This is a genomic window from uncultured Porphyromonas sp., assembly GCF_938046015.1.
GTDB lineage: Bacteria > Bacteroidota > Bacteroidia > Bacteroidales > Porphyromonadaceae > Porphyromonas.
The window spans coordinates 1-26,089 of the sequence record NZ_CALIXW010000013.1 but is presented as its reverse complement, the minus strand read 5'-3'; the positions used below and the strand labels follow the sequence as shown (position 1 = coordinate 26,089).

Genomic DNA, 26,089 nt, shown 5'->3' with positions numbered 1-26,089 from the left:
ATAGACGTGATTATCACGATGCCTGCTATCATGGGTAAGATTGGTGCTCTTGGTCGTGTCCTCGGCCCTCGTGGTCTCATGCCTAACCCAAAGAGTGGTACAGTGACCAATGACGTTGCCGCAGCTGTGAAGGAAGTGAAGTCAGGTAAGATTGACTTCAAGGTAGATAAGACGGGTATCGTGCATACCTCAATCGGTAAGGTCTCCTTCTCTCCCGAACAGATCTACGACAATGCTCATGAGATCATCTCTACGCTCATTCGTCTCAAGCCAACAGCTGCTAAGGGGACTTATGTCAAGAGCATCTACCTCTCTAGCACTATGAGCCCGAGTATCAAGATCGATCCTAAGTCAATAGAAGAATAATAGCAAAGGAAGAAATCATGAGAAAGGAAAATAAAGGACTTGTAGTAGAGCAGCTCAAGGGCTACCTCAACGAGTATCCACACTTCTACCTGACCAACATCGAAGGTCTCGATGCAGCTAAGACGGCTCTGCTCCGTCGTGCCTGCAACAAGGGTGGGATCAAGCTCGTCGTAGCTAAGAACACGCTCCTACGCAAGGCGCTTTCTGAGGCTGAGACGGACTTCGCTACCCTCTACAGCGCGCTGAAGGGCAACACGGCTATCATGTTCACCACGGTAGCTAACGCCCCCGCCAAGATCATCAAGGACTTCGCTAAGGATAAGAAGGAAGAGTCGAAGCTGCGCCTCAAGGCTGCCTACGCTGAGACTGGCTTCTACGGTGCTGACCAGCTCGCTGAGCTCGTCGCCATCAAGAGCAAGGAAGAGCTCATCGCCGACGTCGTCGCGCTCCTCCAGTCGCCTATCCGCAACGTGGTCTCTGCGCTTGAGAACAAGGACAAGGCAGAGGAAGCTGCAGCTGAGTAAGCCCCTATACAGTAACAAGAATCAACAACAACGAAATAATCAATCGACATGGCAGATATCAAAGCAATTGCCGAACAGCTAGTAAACCTGACGGTAAAGGAAGTAAGCGAACTCGCAGCTATCCTCAAGGATGAGTACGGAATCGAACCCGCAGCAGCTGCTGTAGTGGTTGCTGGCCCCGCTGAAGGCGCTCAGGAAGAAGAAAAGTCTTCCTTCGATGTGATCCTCAAGAGCGCAGGTGCTGCTAAGCTTCAGGTCGTCAAGGCTGTGAAGGAACAGTGCGGCCTCGGTCTGAAGGAAGCTAAGGACATCGTAGACGCTGCTCCCGCTCCTGTCAAGGAGGGTGTAGACAAGGCTACGGCTGAAGCGCTGAAGAAGGCTCTCGAAGAAGCCGGCGCTGAAGTAGAGCTGAAGTAAGCTAACGCTATACCACCTGTCCTACAGGTGATTATGGTTAAGACCCCCTGCGAGGGGGGTCTTAACCTTTTCGTGTCTTAGAATAACGAATCCGTACTATCACATCACTCAGATATATAGATGGCCGCTAATCCTCAATCACGGAGAGTCAACTTCGCCTCGATCAAGAACCCCCTGGAGTTCCCAGACTTCCTCGAGGTCCAATTGAAGTCCTTCCGCGACTTCTTCCAGCTGGACACAGCTACCGAGTCGCGTAAGAGCGAAGGACTCTACCGCGTCTTCAACGAGAACTTCCCGATTGCCGATACGCGCAATAACTTCGTCCTCGAATTCCTCGACTACTATGTCGATCCTCCGAAGTACACCATTGAGGAATGCTTTAGCCGTGGGCTGACCTATAGTGTGCCCCTCAAGGCAAAGCTCAAGCTCTCCTGTACGGATCCCGACCACGAGGACTTTGACACGACAGTCCAGGATGTCTTCCTGGGCTACATCCCCTATATGACGGATGCTGGGACCTTCGTCATCAATGGTGCGGAGCGCGTCGTCGTCTCTCAGCTCCACCGCTCGCCAGGGGTATTCTTCGGCTCGAGCATCCATACCAATGGTACGCCACTTTACTCGGCACGTATCATTCCTTTCAAGGGCTCTTGGATCGAGTTCGCCACCGATACCAACAATGTGATGTACGCCTATATCGATCGCAAGAAGAAGCTGCCTATGACGACGCTCCTTCGTGCCATCGGTATCGAGACGGATAAGGATATTCTGGATCTCTTCGATCTAGCCGAGGAGGTGAAGGTCAGCCGCACCCAGCTGGAGAAGTGCATCGGCCGCCGTCTGGCTGGCCGTGTCACTAAGACCTACATCGATGACCTCAGTGACGAGGACACGGGTGAGGTCGTCTCACTGGAGCGCGTCACCGTGCTGGTCGACCGTGAGGCCGTCCTGACGGAGGACAACATCGAGCTGATCCTCGAGTCCAGCAATAAGACTATCCTCCTGCACAAGGATAAGGCTGAGGACGCCCTAGACTTCAGCCTCATCTTCAACACGCTGCAGAAGGACCCCTGTAACTCCGAGCACGACGCCCTCTACTACATCTATCGTCAGCTCCGCAACCAGGAGCCTACCGACGAGGAGAGCGCACGCGAGGTCCTCAAGAGCCTCTTCTTCTCTGACAAGCGCTATGACCTCGGTGAGGTCGGCCGCTATCGCATTAATAAGAAGCTCGGCCTTGAGATCGATCCAGATATCCGCGTCCTGACCAACGAGGATATCGTAGCCATCATCAAGCACCTCATCGCACTGGTGAACTCCAAGGAGGTCGTCGACGATATCGACCATCTCTCCAACCGCCGTGTGCGCACCGTGGGCGAGCAGCTCTACAATCAGTTCGGCGTCGGCCTGGCACGTATGGCCCGCACCGTCCGTGAGCGTATGAACGTCCGCGACAATGAGGTCTTCGTCCCCACCGACCTGATCAACGCTAAGGCGCTGTCCTCGGTCGTGAACTCCTTCTTCGGGACGAACGCGCTGTCGCAGTTCATGGACCAGACGAACCCGCTGGCCGAGATCACGCACAAGCGCCGCCTCTCGGCCCTTGGCCCTGGTGGTCTGTCGCGTGAGCGTGCCGGCTTCGAGGTCCGTGACGTACACTATACCCACTACGGCCGTCTCTGTCCTATCGAGACGCCAGAAGGGCCAAACATCGGTCTGATCTCCTCGCTCTGCGTCTACGCCAAGATCAATAACCTCGGCTTCATCACCACCCCCTACCGCAAGGTAGAGGAAGGTCGTGTGGACTTCTCCGACGACTCGCTGAAGTACTATACCGCAGAGGAAGAGGAAGACCTCATCGTGGCTCAGGGGAATGCTCCGCTGGATGACGAAGGCCGCTTCATCCGCGACGCCGTCAAGTCGCGTAAGGAGGCTGACTTCCCCGTCGTACACCCCATGGAGGTCCAGCTGATGGACGTAGCTCCTACGCAGATCGCCTCTATTGCTGCCTCGCTCATCCCCTTCCTGGAGCACGACGACGCCAACCGTGCCCTCATGGGATCGAACATGATGCGTCAGGCTGTCCCCCTCCTCCGGCCCGAGGCCCCTATCGTCGGTACGGGTATCGAGGCACAGCTGGTACGCGACTCTCGTACACAGGTCGTCGCCGAGCGCTCGGGTGAAGTCGTCTACGTAGACGCTACCTGCATCAAGATCCGCTACGACCGCAGCGAGGACGAGATCTTCGTCAGCTTCGAGGATCCCATCACGACCTACCACCTGCCCAAGTTCCGCAAGACGAACCAGAGCACGACGATCGACCTGCGCCCCATCTGCCACAAGGGGCAGCGTGTCGAGCACGGCGATATCCTGACCGAGGGCTATTCGACCCAGGCTGGGGAGCTGGCGCTGGGCCGCAACGTACAGGTCGCCTACATGCCTTGGAAGGGCTACAACTACGAGGATGCTATCGTGCTCAACGAGCGCCTCGTCCGTGAGGACTTCTTCACCTCGGTACACGTCGACGAGTACAGCCTCGACGTCCGTGAGACCAAGCGCGGGATGGAAGAGCTCACCAGCGATATCCCCAATGTCGGGGAGGACGCTACGCGCAACCTCGATGAGAACGGGATCATCCGTGTCGGGGCGCGTGTCAACCCTGGGGACATCCTCATCGGTAAGATCACACCTAAGGGTGAGTCCGATCCTACGCCCGAAGAGAAGCTGCTGCGCGCCATCTTCGGCGACAAGGCAGGTGACGTCAAGGATGCTTCGCTCAAGGCCACGCCTTCGCTGCGCGGGGTAGTCATCGACACCAAGCTCTACTCCAAGGCGGGTAAGAAGAGCCGCGCCGAGCTCAAGGAGGTCGTCGCCCAGCTCGACGCCAAGGGCGAGCAGCGTCAGGGCCTGCTGCGAGACAGCTTCATCGACAAGCTCTACAAGCTCACCTCGGGCAAGACCTGCAAGAACAGCGTCAAGGACTTCCTCGGCATCGAGAAGATCCGCAAGGGGGCCAAGTTCACCCGCACCGAGCTCGAGAGCCTCGACTACAACGAGATCCTTGTCTCGAGCTGGACGGGCAACGAGCATACCGACAAGCTCATCGCTGAGGTCATCGCCAACTACCTCAAGAAGTCTAAGGAGTACGACTCCGAGCTTCGCCGCAAGAAGCTCGACGAGACGATGGGCGACGAGCTCCCCTCTGGGATCATCCAGATGGCCAAGGTCTACATCGCCAAGAAGCGTAAGATCCAGGTCGGGGATAAGATGGCCGGTCGCCACGGGAATAAGGGTATTGTCTCCAAGGTCGTCCGCCAGGAGGATATGCCCTTCCTCGAGGATGGTACGCCTGTCGACCTCTGCCTCAACCCGCTCGGGGTGCCTTCGCGAATGAACCTCGGTCAGATCTTCGAGGCCGTCCTGGCTTGGGCGGGTCGTCGTCTGGACTGCAAGTTCGCTACGCCTATCTTCGACGGTGCTTCGCTCGACGATATGCACGCCTGGACGGACAAGGCTGGCCTGCCTCGCAACGGTAAGACCTACCTCTACGACGGGGGTACGGGTGAGCGCTTCGACCAGCCCGCGACCGTTGGAGTGACCTACTTCCTCAAGCTCGGGCACATGGTCGATGACAAGATGCACGCGCGCTCCATCGGTCCCTACTCGCTCATCACGCAGCAGCCCCTCGGGGGTAAGGCCCAGCATGGTGGTCAGCGCTTCGGGGAGATGGAGGTCTGGGCTCTTGAGGCCTTCGGTGCTTCGCACATCCTCCAAGAGATCCTGACCATCAAGTCGGACGATGTCCACGGACGCTCCAAGGCCTATGAGGCGATCGTCAAGGGGGATCCCATGCCTACGCCAGGCATCCCCGAGTCGCTCAACGTCCTGCTGAACGAGCTCAAGGGTCTTGGCCTCAGCTTCTCCCTCGAATAAATCCGAATCCTTAGGCCCACGCCCCTAGCCGCTGACCCCGCTTAGAGTGGGGGAGCAGCTAGGGGCTGAGGGCAAAGGCAGGAGTCTACAGATTATTTTCCATCCCGATTATGGCTTTCAAGAAAGACAATAAGATAAAGAGTAACTTCTCACAGATTCGGATATCTCTGGCCTCCCCAGAGGAGATTTTGGAGAACTCGAGCGGTGAGGTGCTCAAGCCGGAGACCGTCAACTACCGCACCTACAAGCCCGAGCGCGACGGCCTCTTCTGCGAGCGCATCTTCGGTCCCGTCAAGGACTTCGAGTGCCACTGCGGTAAGTACAAGCGCATCCGCTATCGTGGCATCGTCTGTGACCGCTGCGGCGTCGAGGTCACGGAGAAGAAGGTACGCCGTGAGCGCATGGGGCACATCAAGCTCGAGGTGCCTGTGGCCCACGTATGGTACTTCCGTACGCTGCCCAACAAGATGGCTTACCTCCTGGGCATGTCGGCCAAGAAGCTCGAGTCCATCATCTACTACGAGCGCTACGTCCTCATCCAGCCTGGGGTGCTGGCTGCGCGTATCAACGACGAGCTGACGCACGAGTCTGCAGCTAAGTCTCTGGAGAAGGACCCCAACCCCGTCTTCAGCGAAGATCAGTACGAGCAGTACCTCGACTACCTGGATGCCGAATACCCCGGCAACGACCAGCTCGAGGACAGCGATCCCGACAAGTTCATCTGTAAGACCGGTGCCGAGGCTATCTACGATATGCTCCTGCGCCTCGACCTCGACTCGCTCTCCTACGAGCTTCGTCACCGCGCCAGCACCGACGGCTCGCAGCAGCGTAAGAACGAGGCTCTGAAGCGCCTGCAGGTCGTCGAGAGCTTCCGTGCCTCCAAGCATATCAACCGCCCCGAGTGGATGATCATGAAGGTGCTGCCCGTCATCCCACCCGATCTGCGCCCACTGGTGCCGCTGGATGGGGGACGCTTCGCCACCTCTGACCTCAACGACCTCTACCGTCGTGTGATCATCCGTAACAACCGCCTCAAGCGCATGATCGAGATCAAGGCGCCCGAGGTCATCCTGCGCAACGAGAAGCGTATGCTGCAGGAGGCGGTAGACTCCCTCTTCGACAACTCGCGTAAGTCCAGCGCCGTACGCTCGGACAACAACCGTCCCCTCAAGTCGCTCTCCGATAGCCTCAAGGGGAAGCAGGGCCGCTTCCGTCAGAACCTCCTCGGTAAGCGTGTTGACTACTCCGCCCGTTCGGTCATCGTCGTCGGCCCTGAGCTGAAGATGCACGAGTGCGGTCTGCCTAAGTACATGGCCGCTGAGCTCTACAAGCCCTTCGTCATCCGCAAGCTCATCGAGCGCGGCATCGTCAAGACGGTCAAGAGCGCTAAGAAGATCGTCGACCGCAAGGATCCCGTCGTGTGGGACATCCTCGAGCACGTCATGAAGGGCCACCCCGTGCTGCTCAACCGTGCTCCTACCCTGCACCGCCTCGGTATCCAGGCCTTCCAGCCCAAGATGATCGAGGGTAAGGCGATTCAGCTGCACCCACTGTCCTGTACGGCCTTCAACGCCGACTTCGACGGTGACCAGATGGCTGTCCACCTCCCCCTCGGCAATGAGGCTATCCTCGAGGCACAGATGCTGATGCTCGCCTCGCACAATATCCTCAACCCTGCCAACGGCGCCCCCATCACCGTCCCCTCGCAGGACATGGTGCTCGGGCTCTACTATATCACCAAGCTGCGCCCCGGTGCTAAGGGCGACGGCTACACCTTCTACGGCGTAGAGGAGGCTACGATCGCCTACAATGAGGGCAAGATCGATCTCCACGCTCCGATCAAGGTCTACGTCGACGATGTCCAGGATGGCGCGCCCGTCCGCCACATGGTCGAGACCTCTATGGGTCGCCTGCTCGTCAATGAGTACGTACCCCAGGAGGTAGGCTTCGTCAATGAGGTCCTCGGTAAGAAGTCGCTGCGCGACATCATCGGCCGCGTCATCAAGATCTGCGGGGTAGCCACGACGGCACAGTTCCTCGACGACATCAAGAACCTCGGGTACTACATGGCCTTCAAGGGCGGTCTGTCCTTCAACCTCGGTGACGTCATCATCCCTGAGGAGAAGGCCGAGCTCATCGCCAAGGGCTATGAGGATGTCGAGGAGATCATGGGCAACTATAGCGGCGGGTTCATCACTAACACCGAGCGCTACAACCAGATCATCGACACCTGGACGCATGTCAATAGCGAGCTGACCAATATCCTGATGAAGCACCTGCGTGAGGACAACCAGGGCTTCAACTCTGTCTACATGATGATGGACTCTGGTGCTCGTGGTTCGAAGGAACAGATCCGTCAGCTCTCCGGTATCCGTGGTCTGATGGCTAAGCCTCAGAAGAGCGGTAGCGAGGGCGGGCAGATCATTGAGAACCCCATCCTCTCCAACTTCAAGGAAGGGCTCTCCGTGCTCGAGTACTTCATCTCTACCCACGGTGCCCGTAAGGGTCTTGCCGATACCGCCCTCAAGACGGCGGACGCTGGGTACCTGACGCGTCGTCTCGTCGACGTCTCGCAGGACGTCATCGTCACCGAGGAGGACTGCGGTACGCTGCGTGGCCTCGTGGCTACCGAACTCACCAAGCCCGACAACGACGACGAGGTCGTAGCTACCCTCTACGAGCGTATCCTGGGCCGTGTGTCCGTCCACGACATCATCCACCCCTCGACGGGCGAAGTCCTCGTCCGTGCTGGTGAGGAGATCCGTGAGGCTGCCGCCGAGCGCATCCAGGCCTCGCCCATCGAGCAGGTCGAGATCCGCTCCGTGCTCACCTGTGAGTCCAAGAAGGGCGTCTGCGCTAAGTGCTACGGTCGTAACCTGGCCACCAACATCCTCGTACAGAAGGGTGAGGTCGTCGGGGTCATCGCCGCTCAGTCCATCGGGGAGCCTGGTACACAGCTCACGCTCCGTACCTTCCACGTCGGGGGGGTTGCCTCCAACGTCGCTACGCGCAATAATGTCGCCGCCAAGTACGACGGGATCGTCTCCTTCGATGACCTGCGTGTCGTCGAGGGCAGCCATGAGGCAGGCCAGCCCGGCTACGACATCGTCGTCAGCCGCATGACCGAGCTCAAGCTGCTGGACAAGAATACCAAGATGGTGCTGCGCTCCGTCAAGGTGCCCTACGGTGCTAAGCTCTTCTTCAGCGAAGGGCAGGAGGTCAAGAAGGGCGAAGTCCTCTTCGAGTTCGACCCCTTCAACGCCCTCATCATCACCGAAGTGCCAGGGCGCGTCATCTTCGACAACCTCATCGAGGGCTCGACCTATCGTGTGGACGTCGACGAAGCTACGGGCGTACGTGACCTCATCATCACCGAGTCCAAGGACCGTAACGTCATCCCAGGCATCCACATCGAGGACGCCGCGGGCAACATCGTCAAGAGCTACAACCTCCCTGTGGGTGCTCACCTCGTGCAGGAGAACCGCGCTGAGGTACACGTCGGGGAGACGCTGGCGAAGATCCCCCGCTCCGCCAGCAAGGCGGGTGACATCACTGGGGGTCTGCCCCGTGTCACCGAGCTCTTCGAGGCACGCAACCCCTCCAACCCCGCAGTGGTCGCTGAGGTTGATGGCGTCATCTCCTTCGGCAAGAGCCTCAAGCGTGGTAATCGTGAGGTCATCGTCACCACCAAGCTGGGCGCTGAGCGTAAGTACCTCGTACCTACCTCCAAGCAGCTCCTTGTCCAGGAGGGTGACTCGGTCTACGCTGGTATGCCCCTCTCCGATGGAGCCATCACGCCTACCGACATCCTCGAGATCAAGGGCCCGACGGCCGTCCAGGAGTACATCGTCAATGAGGTACAGGACGTCTACCGTCTGCAGGGCGTGAAGATCAACGATAAGCACTTCGAGGTCATCGTCCGCCAGATGATGCGCAAGGTCGAGGTCCTCGATCCAGGGGATACGCTCTTCCTCGAGCAGCAGATCGCTGACAAGCTCGAGGTGATGGAGGAGAACGACCGCCTCTGGGGCAAGGTCGTAGTCGTCGACGCTGGCGACAGCGAGACGCTCCAGCCTGGTCAGATCGTCACCCTGCGCCGTCTGCGTGATGAGAACAGCCAGCTCAAGCGCCGTGACCTCCGCCTCGTCGAGGTACGTGAGGCTAAGCCCGCTACGGCTCGTCAGATCCTTCAGGGGATCACGCGCGCCGCGCTGCAGACCAAGAGCTTCATGTCCGCCGCTTCCTTCCAGGAGACGACCAAGGTGCTCAACGACGCCGCCATCAACGGTAAGGTCGACACCCTCGAGGGGCTCAAGGAGAACGTCATCTGCGGTCACCTCATCCCCGCAGGTACGGGTCTGCGCGAGTACAAGCGCCTCGTGGTCATGCCCGAGAGCGAGCACCAGCTGGCGCTGGCTGCCTCCGCCTCCTTCGACGACGCCGCTGAGGATGCCGTCCTAGCCAAGGCCGAGTAAGCTCCGCACCATTAGCCAAGAACGCCCGAGCGGCTGTCCTCCCCGAGTGGGGAAGGCAGCCGCTCGGGCGCTTTTGTTTCCTAGCGGCAGGCTCTCGCCGCAGCTGGGGCTGCTGCTCTCCCTTGCCTGGTGCCTCATCTGTGCTAAGGATGAGGGAGCTTCCCTCGTGCTGTCGCTTAGGGGGGAGCAGCGATCGCCTGCAGCTTCTCAAGCGTTTGGAGGGTCGCCCCTGTAGGGCTCTTGGTTCTTATTCGCTCTGCTCCCCAGGGTTTGGTCGCCCTTGCAGGGGTACACACCCTGGGCTTTGGAGGGGTCGCCCCTGTAGGGCTCTTGGTTCTTATTCGCTCTGCTCCCCAGGGTTTGGTCGCCCTTGCAGGGCTACGCACCCTGGGCTTTGGAGGGGTCGCCCCTGTAGGGCTCTTTCTCTTAATTCTTATGACCTACCCAGGGTTTGGTCGCCCTTGCAGGGCTACGCACCCTGGGCTTTGGAGGGGTCGCCCCTGTAGGACTCTTTCTCTTAGTTCTTATGGCCTACCCAGGGTTTGGTCGCCCTTGCAGGGCTACGCACCCTGAGCTTTGGAGGGGTCGCCCCTGTAGGGCTCTTTCTCTTAGTTCTTATGGCCTACCCAGGGTTTGGTCGCCCTTGCAGGGCTACGCACCCTGGGCTTTGGAGGGCCGCCCCTATAGGGGCTTACTCGCCCAGTCGTAGCCAGCAGAGCAAAGAATACAATCTCCAGCACAAGGGGCCACGAGCCTCGCATCCGCCCCCAAGGTATTGCGCTTCCATCCACGGGCACTGCAGTATTTCCTCCCAAGGTGCTACAGTATGCGCTTCCAAGTGTACGTGGTATGTGCCCGCCCAAGGAGCTTCGGTCCCTCTCACGAGATAGTGGTATTCCCTCCAAAAGTGCTGCGATCTGGGTACCCACGGGTACGTGGGTGCACGCTCCTCAAGGTAGCGCAGTTCCTCCCAAGGCGCTATAGTATGCGCTTCCAAGGGTGTGCCAGGAGTCGCGGCCTGCAGGGTTGAGCCCCTATAGGGGCGATCCTTTTCAGAGCCCAGGGTGTGTAGCCCTGCAAGGGCGACCAAACCCTGGGTAGGCTAGAGCAACTAGAGTAGAGCCCTACAGGGGCGACCCTTCGAGCAGTTGCTGTACTGCAGAGGGGAGGACTTTTCCTGATGTTGCGGGGTATTCTGCAGGGGGCTCCTGCCCTTGTGCCTAGGCTATAGAGCGCCGAGACGGCGTAGCGGAGCAGCATACATCGCTGCTCCGCTCCGCCGTCTGTCTATGGGGAATGGGGGAAGGGATGGAGTGGGGGAGGCCTCTGGCGGCGCGGGGTGGGGGAGCTTAGCTGTGGAAGACGACGCCTGAGAGGAAGGCGGCGAGTCCCATCGCGAGGAAGGTCGTGAGGATCGCCCAGAACTTCCACACCTCGCTATAGCCGTAGCGCCTAGCGACACGGCGGTAGAGCGCTATGGAGCCGACGGTGCCGAGGCCAAGGCTCAGCGAGTGTAGGAGGCTATGCTCTGCCATCCATCCGAGATAGACCATAGCGCCCAGTACGAGGGAGCCGAAGACGACGGGAAGGTAGGCGGGGGGACGCTGGGTTGAGGACTGCATGGCTAAGTAGTATTTTCTCACTCCAAAGGTAGTCATTCTCCCGAAGTAGGCTAGCGCTGAGCTCCTTGGGTGACTTAGGACAGGCCTTAGTAGGCTCGGCATGCTCCCTAGAGCGGCAGTTCGGCGCGCTGGAATGAGACCCTTGGCGAGCACCCCAAAGCGGCGGGCGGAGCTGCGACGAGGCTGGGGCTGGGAAAAGTAATATAATATTGGGGCAAAAGTTATATTACTTTCGGCCGATTCTTATATAACTTCTGGCGAAATATTATATAAGATTCTGCCGAATATTATATTACTTTGCTCCGTCCGACACGGCTCGCAGCTCGCGCACACTTAGCTTGGAGCTTGCTTAGACCTTCGTCGGAGCGCACCCCCGAGCGCTGGCGGATGGAGCTGGGATAAAAGAGCTACATTTGTGGAGTGTACATGTGTACTTATCCCGCAGACAGATGAATAAGATCCAGCACCTAGCCTTTGGGCTCCTTAGCCTAGGCCTCCTCGCCGCCTGCACGGGCGAGCAGTCGAGCACCAACGACCGCGACAGCGTGGCCCTGCTCTCGGACACGACCCTCATGGAGGACCGCGTCCCCTTCCGCCTGGCCGAGCATTACTTCGCCGCCGCCGATAGCCTCCCCGCGACGCTCCTCAGCGCCGAGGAGCAGGAGCAGTATATGGGCAGGACCACGACGATGAGCGCCCGCCCGACACCGATCGACTGGTCGCGCGAGTTCGTCATCCCCATCGTCCTGCCTGCCACAGGCGTCTCCACCGAGGTCATCCCCCTCTCCCTGCAGCAGCGTACGCCTGGTGAGCTCGTCCTGAGCTACCGCGTCGTACGTGGTGCGGACCTCAAGGGCGCCCAGATGCGTCCCTTCGCCGCCGTCATCGTCTCGCGCGACTACCTCGCGCCCGTGCGGCTGGTCGAGCGGCCTTAGCGCCCGAGCGGGGACGAGCTTCAGGGCCTTGCGCGCCTTCCCGAGGCGCCTTCCTAGGATGCCCGCAAGGGTGTCCCGCTTCGATTTATTGGTACTTAATGGTTTAGCCCCATTCTATGAGGCACTTATGTTACAGCCTGCTGCTGCTTCTGCTCTCTGTGAGCTCGCTCCTGGCACAGCAAGGGACGATCAAGGGGCGCGTCTATAGCGCGAAGACCAATGAGCCCCTAGAGTTCGCCACGGTGCAGGTACGCGGCGCGGATGCTGGGGCAAGGACAGACGTCCAGGGGCGCTTCGTCCTCACGGACGTCAAGCCGGGCTTCGTCCGCCTGCTCGTGCGTATGGTCGGCTACGAGACGACCCTCTCGGAGGAGCTGCAGGTACTGGGCAACCAGACCAGCTTCATCGACATCGCCCTGAGCGAAGAGGCCACTAGCCTCAAGGAGGTGCTCGTCCGCCCGAAGGTCTTCCTCAAGCGCGCCGAGAGCCCCCTCTCGCTGCAGACCCTCGGCCTCAAGCAGATCGAGAAGAGCGCGGGGGCCAATCGCGACGTCTCCAAGCTGGTGCAGACCCTCCCCGGGGTCGGGGCTACGGATCCCAACCGTAATGACCTGATCGTGCGCGGCGGGGGGCCGTCGGAGAATGTCTTCTACCTCGACGGCATCGAGATCCCCGTGATCAATCACTTCGCCACGCAGGGCGCCTCGGGCGGCGTCGTGGGGATGATCAACCCCGACTTCGTGCGTGAGATCAATTTCTATAGCGGTGCCTTCCCTGCCAACCGCCCTGGTGCGCTGAGCTCCGTCATGGAGATCAAGCAGCGCGATGGGGATGCCGACCGCATGCACCTCAAGGCCTCAGTGGGCGCCTCCGACGCCGCCCTGACCGTCGAGGGGCCACTGGGGTCGAAGGCCTCCTTCATCGCCTCGGTGCGCCAGTCCTACCTGCAGTGGCTCTTCAAGGCCATCAAGCTGCCCTTCCTGCCGACCTATAATGACTTCCAGCTCAAGTACAAGTGCCGCCTTGGCGCGCAGCACGAGCTCACCCTCATCGGCATCGGGGCGCTCGACAATATGAGCCTCAATACCCAGCTGCAGACTACGGGCACCGAGGTGCAGCGCTATATCCTCGGCTACCTCCCCGAGTACCGGCAGTGGAACTATACCGTCGGGGCGGTCTACAAGCGCTACGCCCGCGGCCATGTCGACAGCTGGACGCTGAGCCGCAATATGCTCCGCAACCGCGGGGTCAAGTACCAGGACAACGATCCTGCCGCGGGCAAGCTCTCCGAGTACCAGTCCGACGAGACGGAGAATAAGCTCCGCTACGAGCGCGTCTACACCTCCCTGCCCTTCAAGCTCAGCCTAGGCGCAGGCCTCCGCTACGCCAGCTACAGCAACGAGGCCGAGCGCCTCACGCTCGAGGCGGGACGCTTCGTCCCGCGCTCGACCAGTGCTGAGGCGAGGCTCTTTGACTACACGGCCTTCGCCCAGGCCTCGGACGAGTACCTGGATCGTAGGCTCAAGGTCGCCCTCGGCCTCAACCTCGTGGGCAATACGCTCAATGCGCGCATGAGCAATCCCCTGCCGCAGCTCTCGCCCCGCCTCTCCCTCTCCTTCGCCCTGACGGAGGATATTGACCTGAATGCCAACCTCGGCCGCTACGCCATGCGCCCCTCCTATACGCTGATGGGCTATCGCGCCTCGGACGGCAGCTACCCCAATCAGGAGCGCCTCGGCTACATCATCTCCCATCAGGCCGTGCTAGGGGCGGAGTATCACCCCGGGGACTACCTGCGCTTCTCGGCCGAGGGCTTCTACAAGGCCTACAGCGGCTATCCCATCTCCGAGCTGGAGGGCGTGAGTCTGGCCAGCAAGGGGACGGAGTACGGTCAGGTGGGAGATGAGGCCGTGGAGTCGACGGGGCTGGGTCGCGCCTATGGCCTCGAGCTCGTGGCGCGCCTCTCACCCTGGCGGCAGCTCTCGGCCACGGCGACCTACACGCTCTTCAGGAGTGAGTTCACCGATAGGGCAGGGGTCTACCGCCCCTCCTCCTGGGATACGCAGCAGATGCTCAACCTCCTGCTGAGCTATCGCCTCGGCAAGAGCTGGTACCTCTCGGCACGCTGGCGCTACATCGGTGGCGCACCTTACACGCCCGTGGATATGGAGCGCTCGACGGATCGCGCCGCTTGGGCGCTGACGCACCGCGCCTATCCCGACTACGCGCGCTTCAATACGCTCAGGCTCCCCGACAAGCATCAGCTCGACCTGCGCCTGGATAAGGAGTTCTACTTCAAGCGCTGGATGCTCAACCTCTACGTGGATGTACAGAACGCCTACCTGAGCGCTACGGTCAACGCGCCTGTCTATACCAACCTCGACCCCTCGGGGCGTGTGCTGGCTCATCCCACCGACCCGAGCCGTCAGCAGCTGCGCCAGCTCGACTACTACAGCCGCCTCGTCCTCCCGACCCTCGGCCTGATCGCTAAGTTCTGACCGCTCGGCGCCCGTGCCAAGGGCTCCAGTATCCGTGGCGTGCGTCTCCCCCGAGGAGACGTGCGCCACGGCCTTTTTATAGCCTGAGGCGAGGGGCTAGGGCTGGGGCTAAGGGGCTGGGGTGGGCGGACTTGTGTACCCCGAGGCTTAGGCGACGAAGGGGCGGGAGAATTATGTACCTTTGCCTCTAGAGAGTTCCTACGACAGCACGCGGCGAGGACGTCGACTCAGCGCGTGCCCGCTGCCGCTCCTTACTAAATACTTACTACTATGCGTCCTACACTACTTAGCCTCCTCTTGCTCTTGGGCAGCCTCGGCCTTGAGGCCGCCGCCCCGCAGCCTCACCCCCAGAGCCCCTCCCCCAGTGTACAGCAGACGGCCGCCACCAAGCTCCAGCTCGCGGGCATGCAGCAGCGCGTGCAGCAGGCCTTCGCCAGCGATATGCGTGCCGGCAAGGCCGAGGCACTGCCTGCCCTCCTGCAGCTCTTCGCCGCAGAGCGCCCCACGGGCAACCGCAGCCTCGAGCAGCTCCATACCTACTGGCAGGCCTACCTCCGCTTCTTCCAGACGCTCTACTACAGCCAGCACCAGCAGCATGAGCGCGCCGCCGAGGCTGTCGGCGAGGGCATCAAGCTCCTTGAGGGCTACGGGCACAAGGGATCGGAGGAGTACGCCCTGCTGGCGCGCCTCGAGGGCCTAGCCACGAGCTACGCGGGCAGCAAGACGCCCCAGCTGGCCATGAGTATGGCCGAGCACGCCGCCCAGGCCATCGCCCTTGACCCGCAGAATCCCCGCGCCTACGTCGTGGCTGGGGTCAACAACTACTTCACCCCCGTCGCCTTCGGGGGCAAGACCAAGGTCAAGGAGTATCTGACCAAGGCCCTCGAGCTACCTGCCCAGCAGACGCCCTCCGACTACCTCCCGAGCTGGGGACGCGATGAGGCCTACGAGTACCTCATTCGTCTCTACCTCGACACGGGTGCGCGGGACGAGGCGGAAGCACTCTGCACCAAGGCCCTCGGGGAGTTCCCCGCCAGCCCCATGCTGCAGCAGCTGAAGGGACGGATCGAGGCCGCAGCCGCGAGCACGAAGCCCTAGCCTCCGATGTCTATGCGCCGTCTACGCCTCTTCCTCGGGGCGCTATGCGGGCTGCTCCTCGGGGTCTTCTCCGCCTCGGGACAGGGGCTCAGCGTCTCGGGCTACGTCCGCGACCGCGAGGGGCAGCCCATCCTCGGGGCACGGATCCAGCGCCTGGGCGACAGCACGCGCCGTGTGTCTAGTGGCCTCGAGGGAGAGTTTCGCCTCGAGGGGCTGGGGCGTGGCGACACGCTCCTCATCAGCCACAGCCTCTACCAGCCGCAGCGCCTCCCCCTGACGCGGCAGCCGCGGCTGGACTCGCTGGTGGTGCAGCTGAGGGAGCGGGCGGTAGCGCTGGCGGAGGTAGAGATCCTCGCACGTGCCCCCATAGCGCACCGCTTCGCTGGCGAGCGGATGACGGAGCTGGACGTCTACCTCAACCCGCTGGCGCAGGCCGACCCGCTCAAGGCCGTGACGGCACTGGCGAGCTCCACGGCCGCCACCGAGCAGGCCAACCCCGAGTTCCGCGGCAGCCCCGCTGCCTACAGCCTCGTCACGATCAACAAGGTGCCCATCGAGAGCCCCGTGCGCTACAGCGGGCTGAGCAATCAGGGCTTCTTCAGCCTCTTCCACCCTGCGCTGCTGGACCAGCAGTGGGTCTACGCGAGCAACCCGCCGATCACGGCGGGCAAGGCACTCTCGGGGCTGGTGGACGTCCGTTCGCGCCAGCGGCTCGAGGCCAGCAGCACCGCCCTCTCGCTGGGGATGGCCGGGGTGAGCGTAGTGCGCTCCCAGCGCCTTGGTTCACCTCGGAGCTTCGTTCAGCTCTACGGCAATGCCCAGCGCTCCGACCTCCTGACGGCGCTCGCCCCTGAGTCCTACCCCGAGCTGCGGCACTTCTCCTCCCTCGACCTCGGGATGAACCTCAGGCTGCAGCTGGCTCCGCGCCTCGCCCTCCAGCTCTATAGCTATGGCCTTGTGGACGCCTTTCGCGGGGTGACGGGGACGATGAACTATGCCGGCGAGATACGCACGCGCAGTCGGCGCTTCTTCTCTGTCCTCAACCTCCGCCACAGCTCCGAGCGCCTCGGGGTGACGACCCTCAACCTCGGCTACGACCGCAAGCGCCCTAGCCTTAGCCTGGGGCTTCTCGACCTCCAGCAGCGTGCCGAGCACGCCTACCTAAGCCTCGAGCACAAGCTACAGGCCTGGGGAATGGAGCTGGAGGGTGGTCTTGCCTGGGACGGGCATTATTACGCGCTCTCTGGACAGCTGCCTCGCTACCCAGGCGGCTTCGCCCCGGGTGCTCCTGCCCGCGACGCTGCAGGGCGCGGACACTACGGTTCGCTCGACGCCTACCTCTATGCCTATCGCCCGCTGCTGGGCGGGCTGCTGGATCTATCGCTAGGGCTGCGCTACGTGCGCCCTATGGGTGGGGAGGATGCGCCTTTCCTTAGCTACCAAGGGATGCTGCAGCTGCAGCCCGCACTGGGTCATCGGCTGCTCCTCGGGGCAGGCGTCTATCGCGCCTATGTGCCGCCCGCCCTCTACGCTACAGAGGGGCTGCTGTGCGCAGCGCAGGGGCTCAACCTCGACTACGCCTATCGCCACGGGGCGCGTCAGATGAAGGTCTCGGTCTACCTAAGGCAGGAGGATGTGCCCTACGACAGCTCCTGGAGGCTCGGTGCTCTAGGGCAGCGGGAGCGCCGCGAGCTGCCCAGCTGGGGGCTGGAGTACAGCTGGGAGGATATGCTGAGCCCGCGCTGGAGCTACGGGCTGGCGCTCTCGGCGCTGAGGCGACAGCGCGCGCCGCTCGTGGCGGAGCAAGTGACACGGCAGGAGTGGGGCTACTTCGCCAAGCTGCACCTGCAGTGGAGTCACCCGCGCTACTTCACCGCGAGCCTCGCCTACCTAGCCCATAGGGGGCCCTATCTGGCCAAGGTCAGCGGTGCCGAGCAGCTCGCCCCGGGTATCTATGTGCCGTGCGGGCTAAGCTGGGAGCGTGGGGCGGACTATCAGCGCCTCGACCTGCAGGTCTTCCGCTATATGTCCCTCGGACGCTCGATGCTGACGCTCTATGCTTCGCTGAGCAATCTGCTCGACACTGCCAACGTCCGTGAGCGCTACTTCTCCCCCGACTACAGCAGCACCCATCCCCTCTACCTCCAGCGCCGCGCCCTTTACCTCGGGGCGATGCTGCAGTGGCACTAGCGCTCCCTGCGAGGGGCTTCGCCTCACGCCGTGCCTTCCCTCCTTCGCCTTTCGTAGCTCCTTTTCCCCTTGCTCCGCCCGCACAGCTAGCAGTATGCTATCTTTGTGTAGGGCGGAGCGCTGCGTTTGTAGCGTAGGCCTTCCCCTTCGGTGCCGTGAGTCCAGTGTGGCAAGCTAGAGGGCGAGCTGGAGGACTCGGAGCGCGTGGTGCACCCGCACTGCAGGGAGGATAAGTGAGGCCTCCTGCCCTAGGCAGGACTAGCGATCAAGTCTAATCAATAAGTATCTATGGAGTATCTAGCCTCTCTTCAAAGGCTCCTCGAGGAGCAGTCTGCCTACGGCTACGTCTGTGAGTCGGGCGTGCGCAAGTATGCAAGTATGGTCATCTCTCGCATATAGCCCTGCTTGCCCTTCGCTGACGTTGCTCAGCGTAGAGAGGAATATCCTCTGCCGAGGCCCGCTTAGTAGGGACGAAGCACGGCGGGCAAGCTAGCTGCGTCTGTTCCCTCGGGAGGCAGGCCACGTGAGGCCCGATCGGCAGGAGGGGAAGCAAAAAGGATACCGCCCCCACCTACGGCTGCTGCCGTGGGTGGGGGCGGTACTTTGTTTGGGGCTGCAGCGGTCACGGGGGACGGCGGCAGCGAGGCTCTGCGGAGCTGAGGCTAGTAGACGAGCTCTACGACCAGCTCGTCACCCGACTGGTCGAACTTTAGCTTGCCTTCCTTGGCGAGCCAGCCGAGGGCAGCATAGAGTTCCTTGTCCGTGCGCAGCTTGGTAGCCTTCTTGAGTGCCTTGGTATCCATCTTGCCTAGCTTGTCTAGGGCCTGCCAGACGAGGCCTGCGTTTGTCCCGATTAGTTCTATCATAGGTCGTACTATTTAGGAAGTGAGTATTGAATGCTTGTTCCTCGTGCGCGGGAGGTGCCTTAGGGCGAAGCCTCCCCCTTGTGTTGGGGTAAAGGTAGATACTCTCGGCCTAATCTCCAAATGCCCGCCCCGCCTGCTCCCTCGGTGCGCTCGGCTATGGGTAGCCTGCCGCCGTACCCCTCAGTATATATATGTAGCAGCGGGATGCCTTATCCCCTCGACTAGGTATTGCTCGAGGCGAAGGCTTGGGCTAGCTTTGTAGCTGAGCTCCATCAAGGGAGCGCTACCTATAGATACCACTATGAAAGAGATCAAGATCGAGGGGCTGGGTGCCGTCCAGGAGACCCTCATCATCCCGCTGGCGATGCGGGCCATTGATGCTGCCGATCGGCGGCCCATCCTCGGGGATCGCCGTGCCGAGGAGCTCTACCGCCGCGTGAGCTACGATAGGGAGAAGTTCGCCCCGCGGCGTAGCCCCAGCTACTACGGCTGCCTGCAGCGGGCGCGCTATATAGATGCGGAGCTGGTGCGCTATGCTCAGCAGCTAGAGGCCGAGGGGCGGGACTTCGTTCTTGTCAATGCGGGCTGCGGGCTCGACACGCGGGAGCAGCGGATCGCGGCGAAGACCTTTGGCGCGGCGCACTACGCGGTAGACTTCCCCGAGGTCATCGCGCTGCGGCGTGGGCTCCTCGGGGATGAGGAGCGGGCGCTAGGCTGTGACCTCCTGGAGGCGGGCTGGGTGGAGCAGCTGGCAGCCGAGGTGGGGGAGCACTGCTGGGTGCTTGTGGCCATCGAGGGCGTCTTTGCCTACCTCACGCGGGAGCAGATCCAGCGCGTGCTGCAGCTCCTCGAGACGTACTTCGCGGGTCGCTGCGTCGTCGTCTTCGACGCGCTGAGCAGCTTCTGGGCGGGGCGTACGAAGATGCACGACACGCTGGGGAAGATGGAGGCGCGCTTCACGGGCGGCATCGACTCCGAGGCCGATATCGTGGCGCTCGTGCCTAGGGCGCACTTCGACCGTAAGGTGGCCGTCATGGATCTGATGGCCGAGGTGTGGTGGCCGGCGAAGCTGATGAAGCTGCATAAGCCCTCACGCTACAGCACGCAGATCTTCACCTTCACGCTCTAGCGGGACCAAGGGCGGCGCGTGGCGCTAGCCTTGCGTGAGCTCCGTGAGGGCTATCAGTCAGCATCGTGACTGATAGCCCTCACCTGCTTTATGGACGTCCCTCAGCGAGCTGACTGATAGCCCTCAGCCGCGCTCCTCCGCAGCTGGGGCGAGACTCGGGGGCTAGGCCGAAGCGCTGGGCTGCGTGCTGGACGGGGGCAGTAGCATGGGTGGACTGGGGAATTAAGGTCTTGTCTTATACGCCCTTGGGATAGTTTGAGGCTTATGCCTATATTTGTCCCTGTGCCTCCATGCTTCAGGGGCTGCGATCAAGTCTAAACGTAATCAAGAAGGAGGAAGCTAACATGGGAATTGACATTAAGGAGCTAGAACAGAATTGGGGCCTCTATATGCAAGAGGTCGATGACAAGCCTGCGGTGATCCGTACCAACCTGGCTCTGCGCGAGCTTGCCCCCGTCGAGGAGTACGCCCAGCGGATTCAGTTTGCCGTCTACTATCGTACGCCTACGGAGCGTGGACTCCCTACGGAGGACGAGAACCCAACGCTTTGGGAGGTGGAGGATGCCCTGTATGAGTGCATGGAGACGCTTGATGTCATCTACGCAGGGGTCATGAAGCGGGACAACAGAGTAAATTTCTTCCTCTATGCCAAGAGCGCGGAAGGGATCGAAGAGGCCTTGGTAAAGGCCTTGGCCGAGAAGTTTCCCGACTACAAGAGCCAGCTGTGGGTAGACGAAGACGCGCCGTGGGAGTGCTATCTGGACCTACTCTATCCCGATAAGTATTCCCTGCAGGAGATTGCCAATAGTAAGGTGCTGCGAGCTCTCATCAGCGAGGGCGACGATGTGAGCAAGGTGCGCTACGTGGAGCACTGGGCCTACTTCAGCTCCAAGGAGTCGGCGGAGCAGTTCCTCGACAGGGTGGCCGCCGAGGGCTTCGAGGTATTCAAGGCCAATGTCCTCGACTCGGAGGACGAATTGCCCTATCAGGTCGGAGTCGCTCGCCGAGACGCCCCCGAGGATATCCATCCAGTTACCTGGCTCTTGCTCGATGTAGCCGAGGAGTTCGGTGGCTGCTATGATGGCTGGGGCTGCGGTAAGGCTGAGGCATGAGGCTGCCCGCCCTCATCGGCTAGGCCGTCGTGACCTATTACGACCTTCCCCTAACCTCGGGAGGAGCATTTGGATTGATATGTGGTGGACGATCTATGTTAGGCTGTGATGGCTGCTAGGCTATGAGCTGTAATGTTTGCGCTACTCTTTTACTTCGGACTTACGTGGCTTGCCATGAGGCTAGGCGTGTATGTGCGGGATCGTAAGGCGAGGAAGGGGAGGCGTGGGAGCGGTAGGCCCCTGGGCTAGCCGCGGAGCCTAGCGACGGCGCCCAGCTGGCGCGCGGTGGGCTGCGAGCACTGAGTTTTTTTGCTGCGAGATACGAGTAAATAAAATAATGCTTATCTTTGCAGCGAAAAAGGCACGGGGGATCGCCCCATACAGCTTATATATACGGGGTATTAGCTCATCTGGCTAGAGCGCGACACTGGCAGTGTCGAGGTGAGCGGTTCGAGTCCGCTATACTCCACCGCAGAGGGGGTGGTCATGTGCCGCCCTCTCTGCATAGCACAGCTAAAAACTCTTTGTGAGGAGCAGTTTAAGCTGCCTTGGAGAAGCGCTCTGAGGTCGGCTGCTGCGAGGGGACTCGGTCCTAGCGCTTGCTGGATCAGAAACTTGCAGTATATTTGCTGTGTTATTCAAGATGAATTCAAATTAATAACCAATTTAACAGAAACGAAGATGAAGAAGTTTTTCGCTTTCGCATTCGTAGCTCTTGCAGCTACCCTTGCTTCTTGCGGTGGTAACAGCGAAGCTAACGCTATGGACAGCACGGCTATGGACAGCGTTGCTACGGAAGTTGTAGCAGCTGTTGACTCTGCTAAGGCAGTAGTTGACTCTACGGCTGTCGCTGCTATGGACTCCGCTAAGGCTGCTGTAGAAGCTGTAGTCAAGTAAGCTAAGCCTGCAAGACTGCGCGCCGCGGCACGATGAGTGCTGCAGCGTAGCCCCCTAATGATCGGCTGGTGGTCCTCGAGATCGCCAGCCGATCGTTCTTTTGGCCCTCCTCTAGGTCGCCCGTCATCGCGATGGGCGGCCTAGAGGATGCTTTTTGCGGCTGGAGAGGGTGCTGTGGGTGTTCTCTGAGGGGTATTTTGAGGCTAGGGGAGGGGGCTTGGGAGCTTGGTCTCCGTATTGCGCCGAGTTGATATGATTGCCGTCTGTCTGTGGTAGTTGCGTATCTCGATAATTGTTTGTACTTTTGTGTGCTTTTTCATGCGCACATGTATCCTCGGGTGAGGGTCGGTGGCAGGGAAAGGCAAGCAAGTAATCATGTTTAAATATTGTCCGGACAGTCCGGATCAATTTAATTCTCAATCTGAATGACAGATCCTATTGCAGATTACCTGACGCGCCTGCGTAATGCAGTGAAGGCCGGTCACCGTGTGGTCGAGATCCCCGCGTCTAATCTAAAGAAAGAGATCACGAAGATCCTTTTCGACAAGGGCTACATCCTGAACTTCAAGTTCGTCGAGGATGGTCCCCAGGGCAGCATCAAGGTGGCGCTCAAGTATGACCGCAGCGGCAAGATCAATGCCCTGAAGGCTCTGAAGCGCGTCTCTCGCCCAGGTCTCCGTAAGTATGTCGGCTATCGTGAGATGCCCCGCGTACTCAATGGTCTCGGTATCGCTATCCTCTCTACTTCGAAGGGTGTCATGACCGACAAGGAAGCTTCGCAGCTCAAGGTGGGCGGTGAGGTACTATGTTACATCTACTAAAGCAAGGAGGCTAAGCAAACTATGTCAAGAATAGGTAAGCTCCCAGTGAGCATCCCCGCAGGTGTGACCGTCACGGTAAAGGATGGTGTAGTCACTGTCAAGGGGGCTAAGGGCGAACTCAGCCAGGCTGTAGACGCTCGTATCGCAGTAGCGGTAGAAGAAGGTCAGGTCGTCGTCAGCCGTCAGAGCGACGAGCGCCAAGAGCGCTCGCTGCACGGTCTCTATCGTGCCCTGATCCACAACATGGTGGTAGGCGTCAGCGAAGGCTTCTCTAAGACGCTCGAGCTCGTAGGTGTCGGTTATCGTGCATCCAACCAGGGTCAGCTCCTCGAGCTCTCGCTGGGCTTCACGCACAACATCTTCCTCCAGCTGCCTAAGGAAATCACCGTAGAGACGAAGTCGGAGCGTAACAAGAACCCTCTGATCATCCTCTCCAGCGCAGACAAGCAGCTGCTCGGTCAGGTGTGCTCCAAGATCCGCTCCTTCCGCATGCCTGAGCCTTACAAGGGTAAGGGTATCCGCTTCGAGGGCGAAGTCGTCCGTCGCAAGTCGGGTAAGAGCGCAGGTAAGTAAACCGCTAAAACACGTATAAGCAATCATGCCACAGAAAGAAACTAGAAGAAAGAAGATCAAGACGCGTGTACGTGCCAAGATCAGCGGTACGGCAGAGCGTCCTCGCCTGACGGTATTCCGAAGCAATAAGCAGATCTATGCTCAGGTGATCGATGACGTAGCAGGGGTAACGCTTGCTAGCGCCTCTTCGCTCAAGCTCGATGCTCAGGGCACGAAGAAGGAGATCGCCGCCCTCGTAGGTACTGAGGTAGCTAAGGCTGCTCAGGCTGCTGGGGTGTCCACCGTAGTATTCGATCGTAACGGCTACCTCTACCACGGTCGCGTGAAGGAGCTAGCAGAAGCAGCACGTGCTGCAGGGCTTAACTTTTAATACTGTCTATCGCAATGTCAGATAATCGCACTAAGAATAGAGAGACCGAGCAGAAGGATAAGCTCGTAGACCGCCTGGTGGCGATCAACCGCGTGACCAAGGTCACCAAGGGGGGCCGCACCTTCACCTTCGCTGCTATCGTCGTCGTAGGTGACGGTGAGGGCCGCATCGGCTTCGGCCTGGGTAAGGCAGGCGAAGTGAGCGCTGCTATCCAGAAGGGTAACGACGCTGCTCGCAAGAACCTCGTCTCCATCCCCCTGCACAAGGGCACGATCCCTCACGAGCAGACTGCTTCCTTCGGTGGCGCTCGCGTCTTCCTCAAGCCCGCTTCTGCCGGTACGGGGGTTAAGGCTGGGGGTGCTATGCGCGCCGTCCTCGAGAGCGTCGGTGTGACGGACGTCCTGGCTAAGAGCAAGGGCTCGTCCAATCCTCACAACCTCGTCAAGGCTACGATCCAGGCACTGACGGAGATGCGCTCGCCGCTGACCGTCGCTCGCCATCGTGGTATCTCTGTAGAGAAGGTATTCAAGGGCTAGTAAGTGCTCACCACAAGACAGAATTAGTACAATGGCACAGATAAAGATCCAGCAAGTACGCAGCAAGATCAAGAGCCCCAAGGACCAGAAGCTCACGCTCCAGGCCCTCGGGCTTAAGAAGCTCAACCAGGTCGTTGAGCACAACGACACGCCACAGATCCGTGGTATGGTCGAGAAGGTAAAGCACCTCGTCCGCATCGTAGAGTAATCACCCTATAAAAGACAGAAAGCAAAGATGGATTTGTCAAGTTTGAAGCCCGCCGCGGGCTCTGTAAAGACGCGTAAGCGCATCGGTCGTGGTCCAGGTTCTGGTCTCGGGGGTACCTCTACGCGTGGTCATAAGGGTGCTAAGAGCCGCTCGGGCTACTCCAAGAAGATCGGCTTCGAGGGTGGCCAGATGCCTATCCAGCGTCGCCTGCCTAAGTTCGGCTTCAAGAACATCAACCGTGTAGAATACGCGCCTGTCAACCTCGCTACGCTGCAGGCCCTGGCCGAAGCTAAGGGGCTGAGCCGTATCTCCAAGACCGAGCTCGTAGAGGCTGGCCTCGTCGGCAAGAATGACCTCGTGAAGATCCTCGGTAACGGCACGCTCAGCGTAAAGCTCGAGGTAGAGGCCAATGCCTTCTCCAAGGCAGCTGAGGCTGCTATCATCGCACAGGGAGGTAGCGCTGTAAAACTCTAGTAGCTCATGCGCTTAATCGAGACACTGAAGAACATATGGAAGGTTGAGGAACTGCGTCAGCGGATCCTCACCACCTTGTTTTTCGTCCTGATCTATCGCCTGGGATCGTACATCGTCATTCCAGGGATTGATCCGAACCACCTGACAGCTCTCCAGTCTCAGACCCGCGAGGGGCTGATGGCGCTGCTGGACATGTTCTCCGGGGGGGCCTTCTCCAACGCATCAATCTTTGCGCTGGGGATCATGCCTTATATCTCGGCTTCGATCGTGATGCAGCTCGCAGCTATCGTTGTGCCTTCGATTCAGAAGCTACAGCAGGAGGGTGAGAGTGGTCGCCGCAAGATCGACCAGTGGACACGCTATCTAACGGTGCTCCTGCTGATCCTCCAGGGCTCAGTCTACCTAGTGAACCTAGGCAAGCAGCTGCAGGCCGCTGGGGGTACGCTGCCTAGCGGGCTGTGGTTCGACATCTATGCGATCGTCGTCATGGCGGCCGGTAGTATGTTCGTCCTCTGGCTGGGTGAGCGCATCACGGATAAGGGCCTCGGCAACGGGGTATCCCTGATCATCATGGTCGGGATCATCGCCCGCCTCCCAGCCGCCGTGCTGACGGAGTGGGGCGTACGTACCTCCCTCCACTCTGGGGGGATCGTGTGGTTCCTCCTCGAGATCGTCTTCCTCCTCGCGGTGATGGCTGGTGCTATCCTGCTGGTGCAGGGGACGCGTCGTGTGCCTGTCCAGTATGCCAAGCGCGTAGTGGGCAATAAGCAGTATGGTGGTGCCCGTCAGTACATCCCACTGAAGGTCAATGCCGCCAACGTCATGCCGATCATCTTCGCGCAGACGATCATGATGCTCCCGATCTCGCTGATCTCCTTCGCTCAGGGCGACAGCCCCAGCGCCTTCGTCCGTGCATTCTCGGACAATACTGGCGTATGGTACAATGTCGTCTTCGCGATCCTGATCCTGCTCTTTACCTACTTCTACACCGCGATCACGATCAACCCCACGCAGATGGCTAACGACCTGAAGCGTAACAACGGGT

The 26,089-nt window shown here is 60.3% G+C and carries 20 protein-coding genes, 1 tRNA gene and 1 pseudogene; 20 read left to right on the top strand and 2 right to left on the bottom strand.

All coding sequences use genetic code 11. The features are described from left to right. The 5 genes and pseudogenes from Q0248_RS01710 to rpoC form a co-directional block, all read left to right on the top strand. Nucleotides 1-366 (top strand): annotated as a pseudogene (locus Q0248_RS01710) (50S ribosomal protein L1); the annotation flags it as partial. A 17-nt stretch (nucleotides 367-383) separates the two neighbouring features. Beyond that, on the top strand, nucleotides 384-890 hold the full coding sequence (gene rplJ, locus Q0248_RS01705; protein ID WP_211788542.1) for a 50S ribosomal protein L10: 507 nt from the start codon (nucleotides 384-386) through the stop codon (nucleotides 888-890). Between the two features lie 48 nt (nucleotides 891-938). After that, nucleotides 939-1,307 (top strand): 50S ribosomal protein L7/L12, encoded by a 369-nt coding sequence (rplL, locus tag Q0248_RS01700; protein WP_211788541.1) that lies wholly within the window; start codon nucleotides 939-941, stop codon nucleotides 1,305-1,307. A gap of 120 nt (nucleotides 1,308-1,427) precedes the next feature. Then, entirely contained in the window at nucleotides 1,428-5,240 is a 3,813-nt protein-coding gene (rpoB, locus tag Q0248_RS01695; protein WP_211788540.1) for a DNA-directed RNA polymerase subunit beta, read from the top strand. A 110-nt stretch (nucleotides 5,241-5,350) separates the two neighbouring features. Continuing rightward, on the top strand, nucleotides 5,351-9,715 hold the full coding sequence (rpoC, locus tag Q0248_RS01690) for a DNA-directed RNA polymerase subunit beta' (protein ID WP_299318999.1): 4,365 nt from the start codon (nucleotides 5,351-5,353) through the stop codon (nucleotides 9,713-9,715). Nucleotides 9,716-11,064: 1,349 nt separating this feature from the next. Here rpoC and Q0248_RS01685 read toward each other — a convergent pair. Further along, nucleotides 11,065-11,337, bottom strand: coding sequence for a hypothetical protein (locus Q0248_RS01685; protein WP_299318996.1), 273 nt, complete (start codon nucleotides 11,335-11,337; stop codon nucleotides 11,065-11,067). A 449-nt stretch (nucleotides 11,338-11,786) separates the two neighbouring features. Between Q0248_RS01685 and Q0248_RS01680 the strand changes: the two genes are divergently transcribed. From Q0248_RS01680 to Q0248_RS01665, 4 genes are all read left to right on the top strand, one after another. Then, nucleotides 11,787-12,272 (top strand): hypothetical protein, encoded by a 486-nt coding sequence (locus Q0248_RS01680; protein WP_299318993.1) that lies wholly within the window; start codon nucleotides 11,787-11,789, stop codon nucleotides 12,270-12,272. A gap of 116 nt (nucleotides 12,273-12,388) precedes the next feature. Continuing rightward, entirely contained in the window at nucleotides 12,389-14,770 is a 2,382-nt protein-coding gene (locus tag Q0248_RS01675) for a TonB-dependent receptor (protein ID WP_299318991.1), read from the top strand. Between the two features lie 270 nt (nucleotides 14,771-15,040). Next, the gene (locus tag Q0248_RS01670; RefSeq protein ID WP_299318988.1) at nucleotides 15,041-15,868 is read left to right on the top strand and encodes a hypothetical protein; all 828 of its coding nucleotides are present in this window, start codon (nucleotides 15,041-15,043) and stop codon (nucleotides 15,866-15,868) included. A gap of 12 nt (nucleotides 15,869-15,880) precedes the next feature. Then, a complete protein-coding gene (locus tag Q0248_RS01665; protein WP_299318985.1) occupies nucleotides 15,881-18,058 on the top strand; it encodes a carboxypeptidase-like regulatory domain-containing protein in 2,178 nt (725 codons plus the stop codon). 662 nt (nucleotides 18,059-18,720) lie between these two features. On the opposite strand, the gene Q0248_RS01660 is transcribed toward Q0248_RS01665, so the two are convergent. Continuing rightward, complete coding sequence (locus tag Q0248_RS01660; RefSeq protein ID WP_299318982.1) at nucleotides 18,721-18,924, bottom strand: winged helix-turn-helix domain-containing protein; 204 nt, start codon at nucleotides 18,922-18,924, stop codon at nucleotides 18,721-18,723. Between the two features lie 301 nt (nucleotides 18,925-19,225). Between Q0248_RS01660 and Q0248_RS01655 the strand changes: the two genes are divergently transcribed. The 11 genes from Q0248_RS01655 to secY all read left to right on the top strand — a co-directional run. Beyond that, nucleotides 19,226-20,053 carry a class I SAM-dependent methyltransferase gene (locus Q0248_RS01655; protein ID WP_299318979.1) on the top strand — a complete coding sequence of 276 codons (828 nt, stop codon included), beginning with the start codon at nucleotides 19,226-19,228 and terminating at the stop codon, nucleotides 20,051-20,053. Nucleotides 20,054-20,397: 344 nt separating this feature from the next. After that, nucleotides 20,398-21,165, top strand: a complete 768-nt coding sequence (locus tag Q0248_RS01650; RefSeq protein ID WP_299318977.1) for a DUF695 domain-containing protein — start codon at nucleotides 20,398-20,400, stop codon at nucleotides 21,163-21,165. Nucleotides 21,166-21,560: 395 nt separating this feature from the next. Beyond that, nucleotides 21,561-21,634: transfer RNA gene (locus Q0248_RS01645), tRNA-Ala, on the top strand. 212 nt (nucleotides 21,635-21,846) lie between these two features. Continuing rightward, a complete protein-coding gene (locus tag Q0248_RS01640) occupies nucleotides 21,847-22,062 on the top strand; it encodes a hypothetical protein (RefSeq protein WP_299318975.1) in 216 nt (71 codons plus the stop codon). A gap of 425 nt (nucleotides 22,063-22,487) precedes the next feature. Next, nucleotides 22,488-22,883, top strand: a complete 396-nt coding sequence (gene rpsH, locus Q0248_RS01635; RefSeq protein ID WP_211788527.1) for a 30S ribosomal protein S8 — start codon at nucleotides 22,488-22,490, stop codon at nucleotides 22,881-22,883. A gap of 21 nt (nucleotides 22,884-22,904) precedes the next feature. Next, nucleotides 22,905-23,456: a 50S ribosomal protein L6 gene (gene rplF, locus Q0248_RS01630; protein ID WP_299318973.1), complete on the top strand. Its 552-nt coding sequence runs from the start codon at nucleotides 22,905-22,907 to the stop codon at nucleotides 23,454-23,456. A 25-nt stretch (nucleotides 23,457-23,481) separates the two neighbouring features. Then, entirely contained in the window at nucleotides 23,482-23,826 is a 345-nt protein-coding gene (gene rplR / locus Q0248_RS01625; RefSeq protein WP_211788525.1) for a 50S ribosomal protein L18, read from the top strand. A gap of 14 nt (nucleotides 23,827-23,840) precedes the next feature. Then, the gene (gene rpsE, locus Q0248_RS01620; protein ID WP_211788524.1) at nucleotides 23,841-24,362 is read left to right on the top strand and encodes a 30S ribosomal protein S5; all 522 of its coding nucleotides are present in this window, start codon (nucleotides 23,841-23,843) and stop codon (nucleotides 24,360-24,362) included. A gap of 31 nt (nucleotides 24,363-24,393) precedes the next feature. Then, nucleotides 24,394-24,570, top strand: a complete 177-nt coding sequence (rpmD, locus tag Q0248_RS01615) for a 50S ribosomal protein L30 (protein ID WP_299318970.1) — start codon at nucleotides 24,394-24,396, stop codon at nucleotides 24,568-24,570. 27 nt (nucleotides 24,571-24,597) lie between these two features. Further along, the gene (rplO, locus tag Q0248_RS01610; protein ID WP_299318967.1) at nucleotides 24,598-25,044 is read left to right on the top strand and encodes a 50S ribosomal protein L15; all 447 of its coding nucleotides are present in this window, start codon (nucleotides 24,598-24,600) and stop codon (nucleotides 25,042-25,044) included. A 6-nt stretch (nucleotides 25,045-25,050) separates the two neighbouring features. Continuing rightward, on the top strand, nucleotides 25,051-26,089 hold a 1,039-nt coding region (gene secY, locus Q0248_RS01605; protein ID WP_299318964.1), incomplete at its 3' end, for a preprotein translocase subunit SecY.

What these genes read in the sequence shown, in the direction of transcription:
- rpsE (WP_211788524.1), top strand. Translation starts at nt 23,841, where the DNA reads ATGTCAGATAATCGCACTAAGAATAGAGAGACCGAGCAGAAGGATAAG.
- rplL (WP_211788541.1), top strand. Translation starts at nt 939, where the DNA reads ATGGCAGATATCAAAGCAATTGCCGAACAGCTAGTAAACCTGACGGTA.
- rplR (WP_211788525.1), top strand. Translation starts at nt 23,482, where the DNA reads ATGCCACAGAAAGAAACTAGAAGAAAGAAGATCAAGACGCGTGTACGT.
- Q0248_RS01680 (WP_299318993.1), top strand. Translation starts at nt 11,787, where the DNA reads ATGAATAAGATCCAGCACCTAGCCTTTGGGCTCCTTAGCCTAGGCCTC.
- rplF (WP_299318973.1), top strand. Translation starts at nt 22,905, where the DNA reads ATGTCAAGAATAGGTAAGCTCCCAGTGAGCATCCCCGCAGGTGTGACC.
- Q0248_RS01660 (WP_299318982.1), bottom strand. Translation starts at nt 18,924, where the DNA reads ATGATAGAACTAATCGGGACAAACGCAGGCCTCGTCTGGCAGGCCCTA.
- Q0248_RS01665 (WP_299318985.1), top strand. Translation starts at nt 15,881, where the DNA reads ATGCGCCGTCTACGCCTCTTCCTCGGGGCGCTATGCGGGCTGCTCCTC.
- Q0248_RS01675 (WP_299318991.1), top strand. Translation starts at nt 12,389, where the DNA reads ATGAGGCACTTATGTTACAGCCTGCTGCTGCTTCTGCTCTCTGTGAGC.
- rplO (WP_299318967.1), top strand. Translation starts at nt 24,598, where the DNA reads ATGGATTTGTCAAGTTTGAAGCCCGCCGCGGGCTCTGTAAAGACGCGT.
- rplJ (WP_211788542.1), top strand. Translation starts at nt 384, where the DNA reads ATGAGAAAGGAAAATAAAGGACTTGTAGTAGAGCAGCTCAAGGGCTAC.
- Q0248_RS01650 (WP_299318977.1), top strand. Translation starts at nt 20,398, where the DNA reads ATGGGAATTGACATTAAGGAGCTAGAACAGAATTGGGGCCTCTATATG.
- rpmD (WP_299318970.1), top strand. Translation starts at nt 24,394, where the DNA reads ATGGCACAGATAAAGATCCAGCAAGTACGCAGCAAGATCAAGAGCCCC.
- Q0248_RS01655 (WP_299318979.1), top strand. Translation starts at nt 19,226, where the DNA reads ATGAAAGAGATCAAGATCGAGGGGCTGGGTGCCGTCCAGGAGACCCTC.
- rpoB (WP_211788540.1), top strand. Translation starts at nt 1,428, where the DNA reads ATGGCCGCTAATCCTCAATCACGGAGAGTCAACTTCGCCTCGATCAAG.
- rpsH (WP_211788527.1), top strand. Translation starts at nt 22,488, where the DNA reads ATGACAGATCCTATTGCAGATTACCTGACGCGCCTGCGTAATGCAGTG.
- Q0248_RS01640 (WP_299318975.1), top strand. Translation starts at nt 21,847, where the DNA reads ATGAAGAAGTTTTTCGCTTTCGCATTCGTAGCTCTTGCAGCTACCCTT.
- Q0248_RS01685 (WP_299318996.1), bottom strand. Translation starts at nt 11,337, where the DNA reads ATGCAGTCCTCAACCCAGCGTCCCCCCGCCTACCTTCCCGTCGTCTTC.
- rpoC (WP_299318999.1), top strand. Translation starts at nt 5,351, where the DNA reads ATGGCTTTCAAGAAAGACAATAAGATAAAGAGTAACTTCTCACAGATT.
- Q0248_RS01670 (WP_299318988.1), top strand. Translation starts at nt 15,041, where the DNA reads ATGCGTCCTACACTACTTAGCCTCCTCTTGCTCTTGGGCAGCCTCGGC.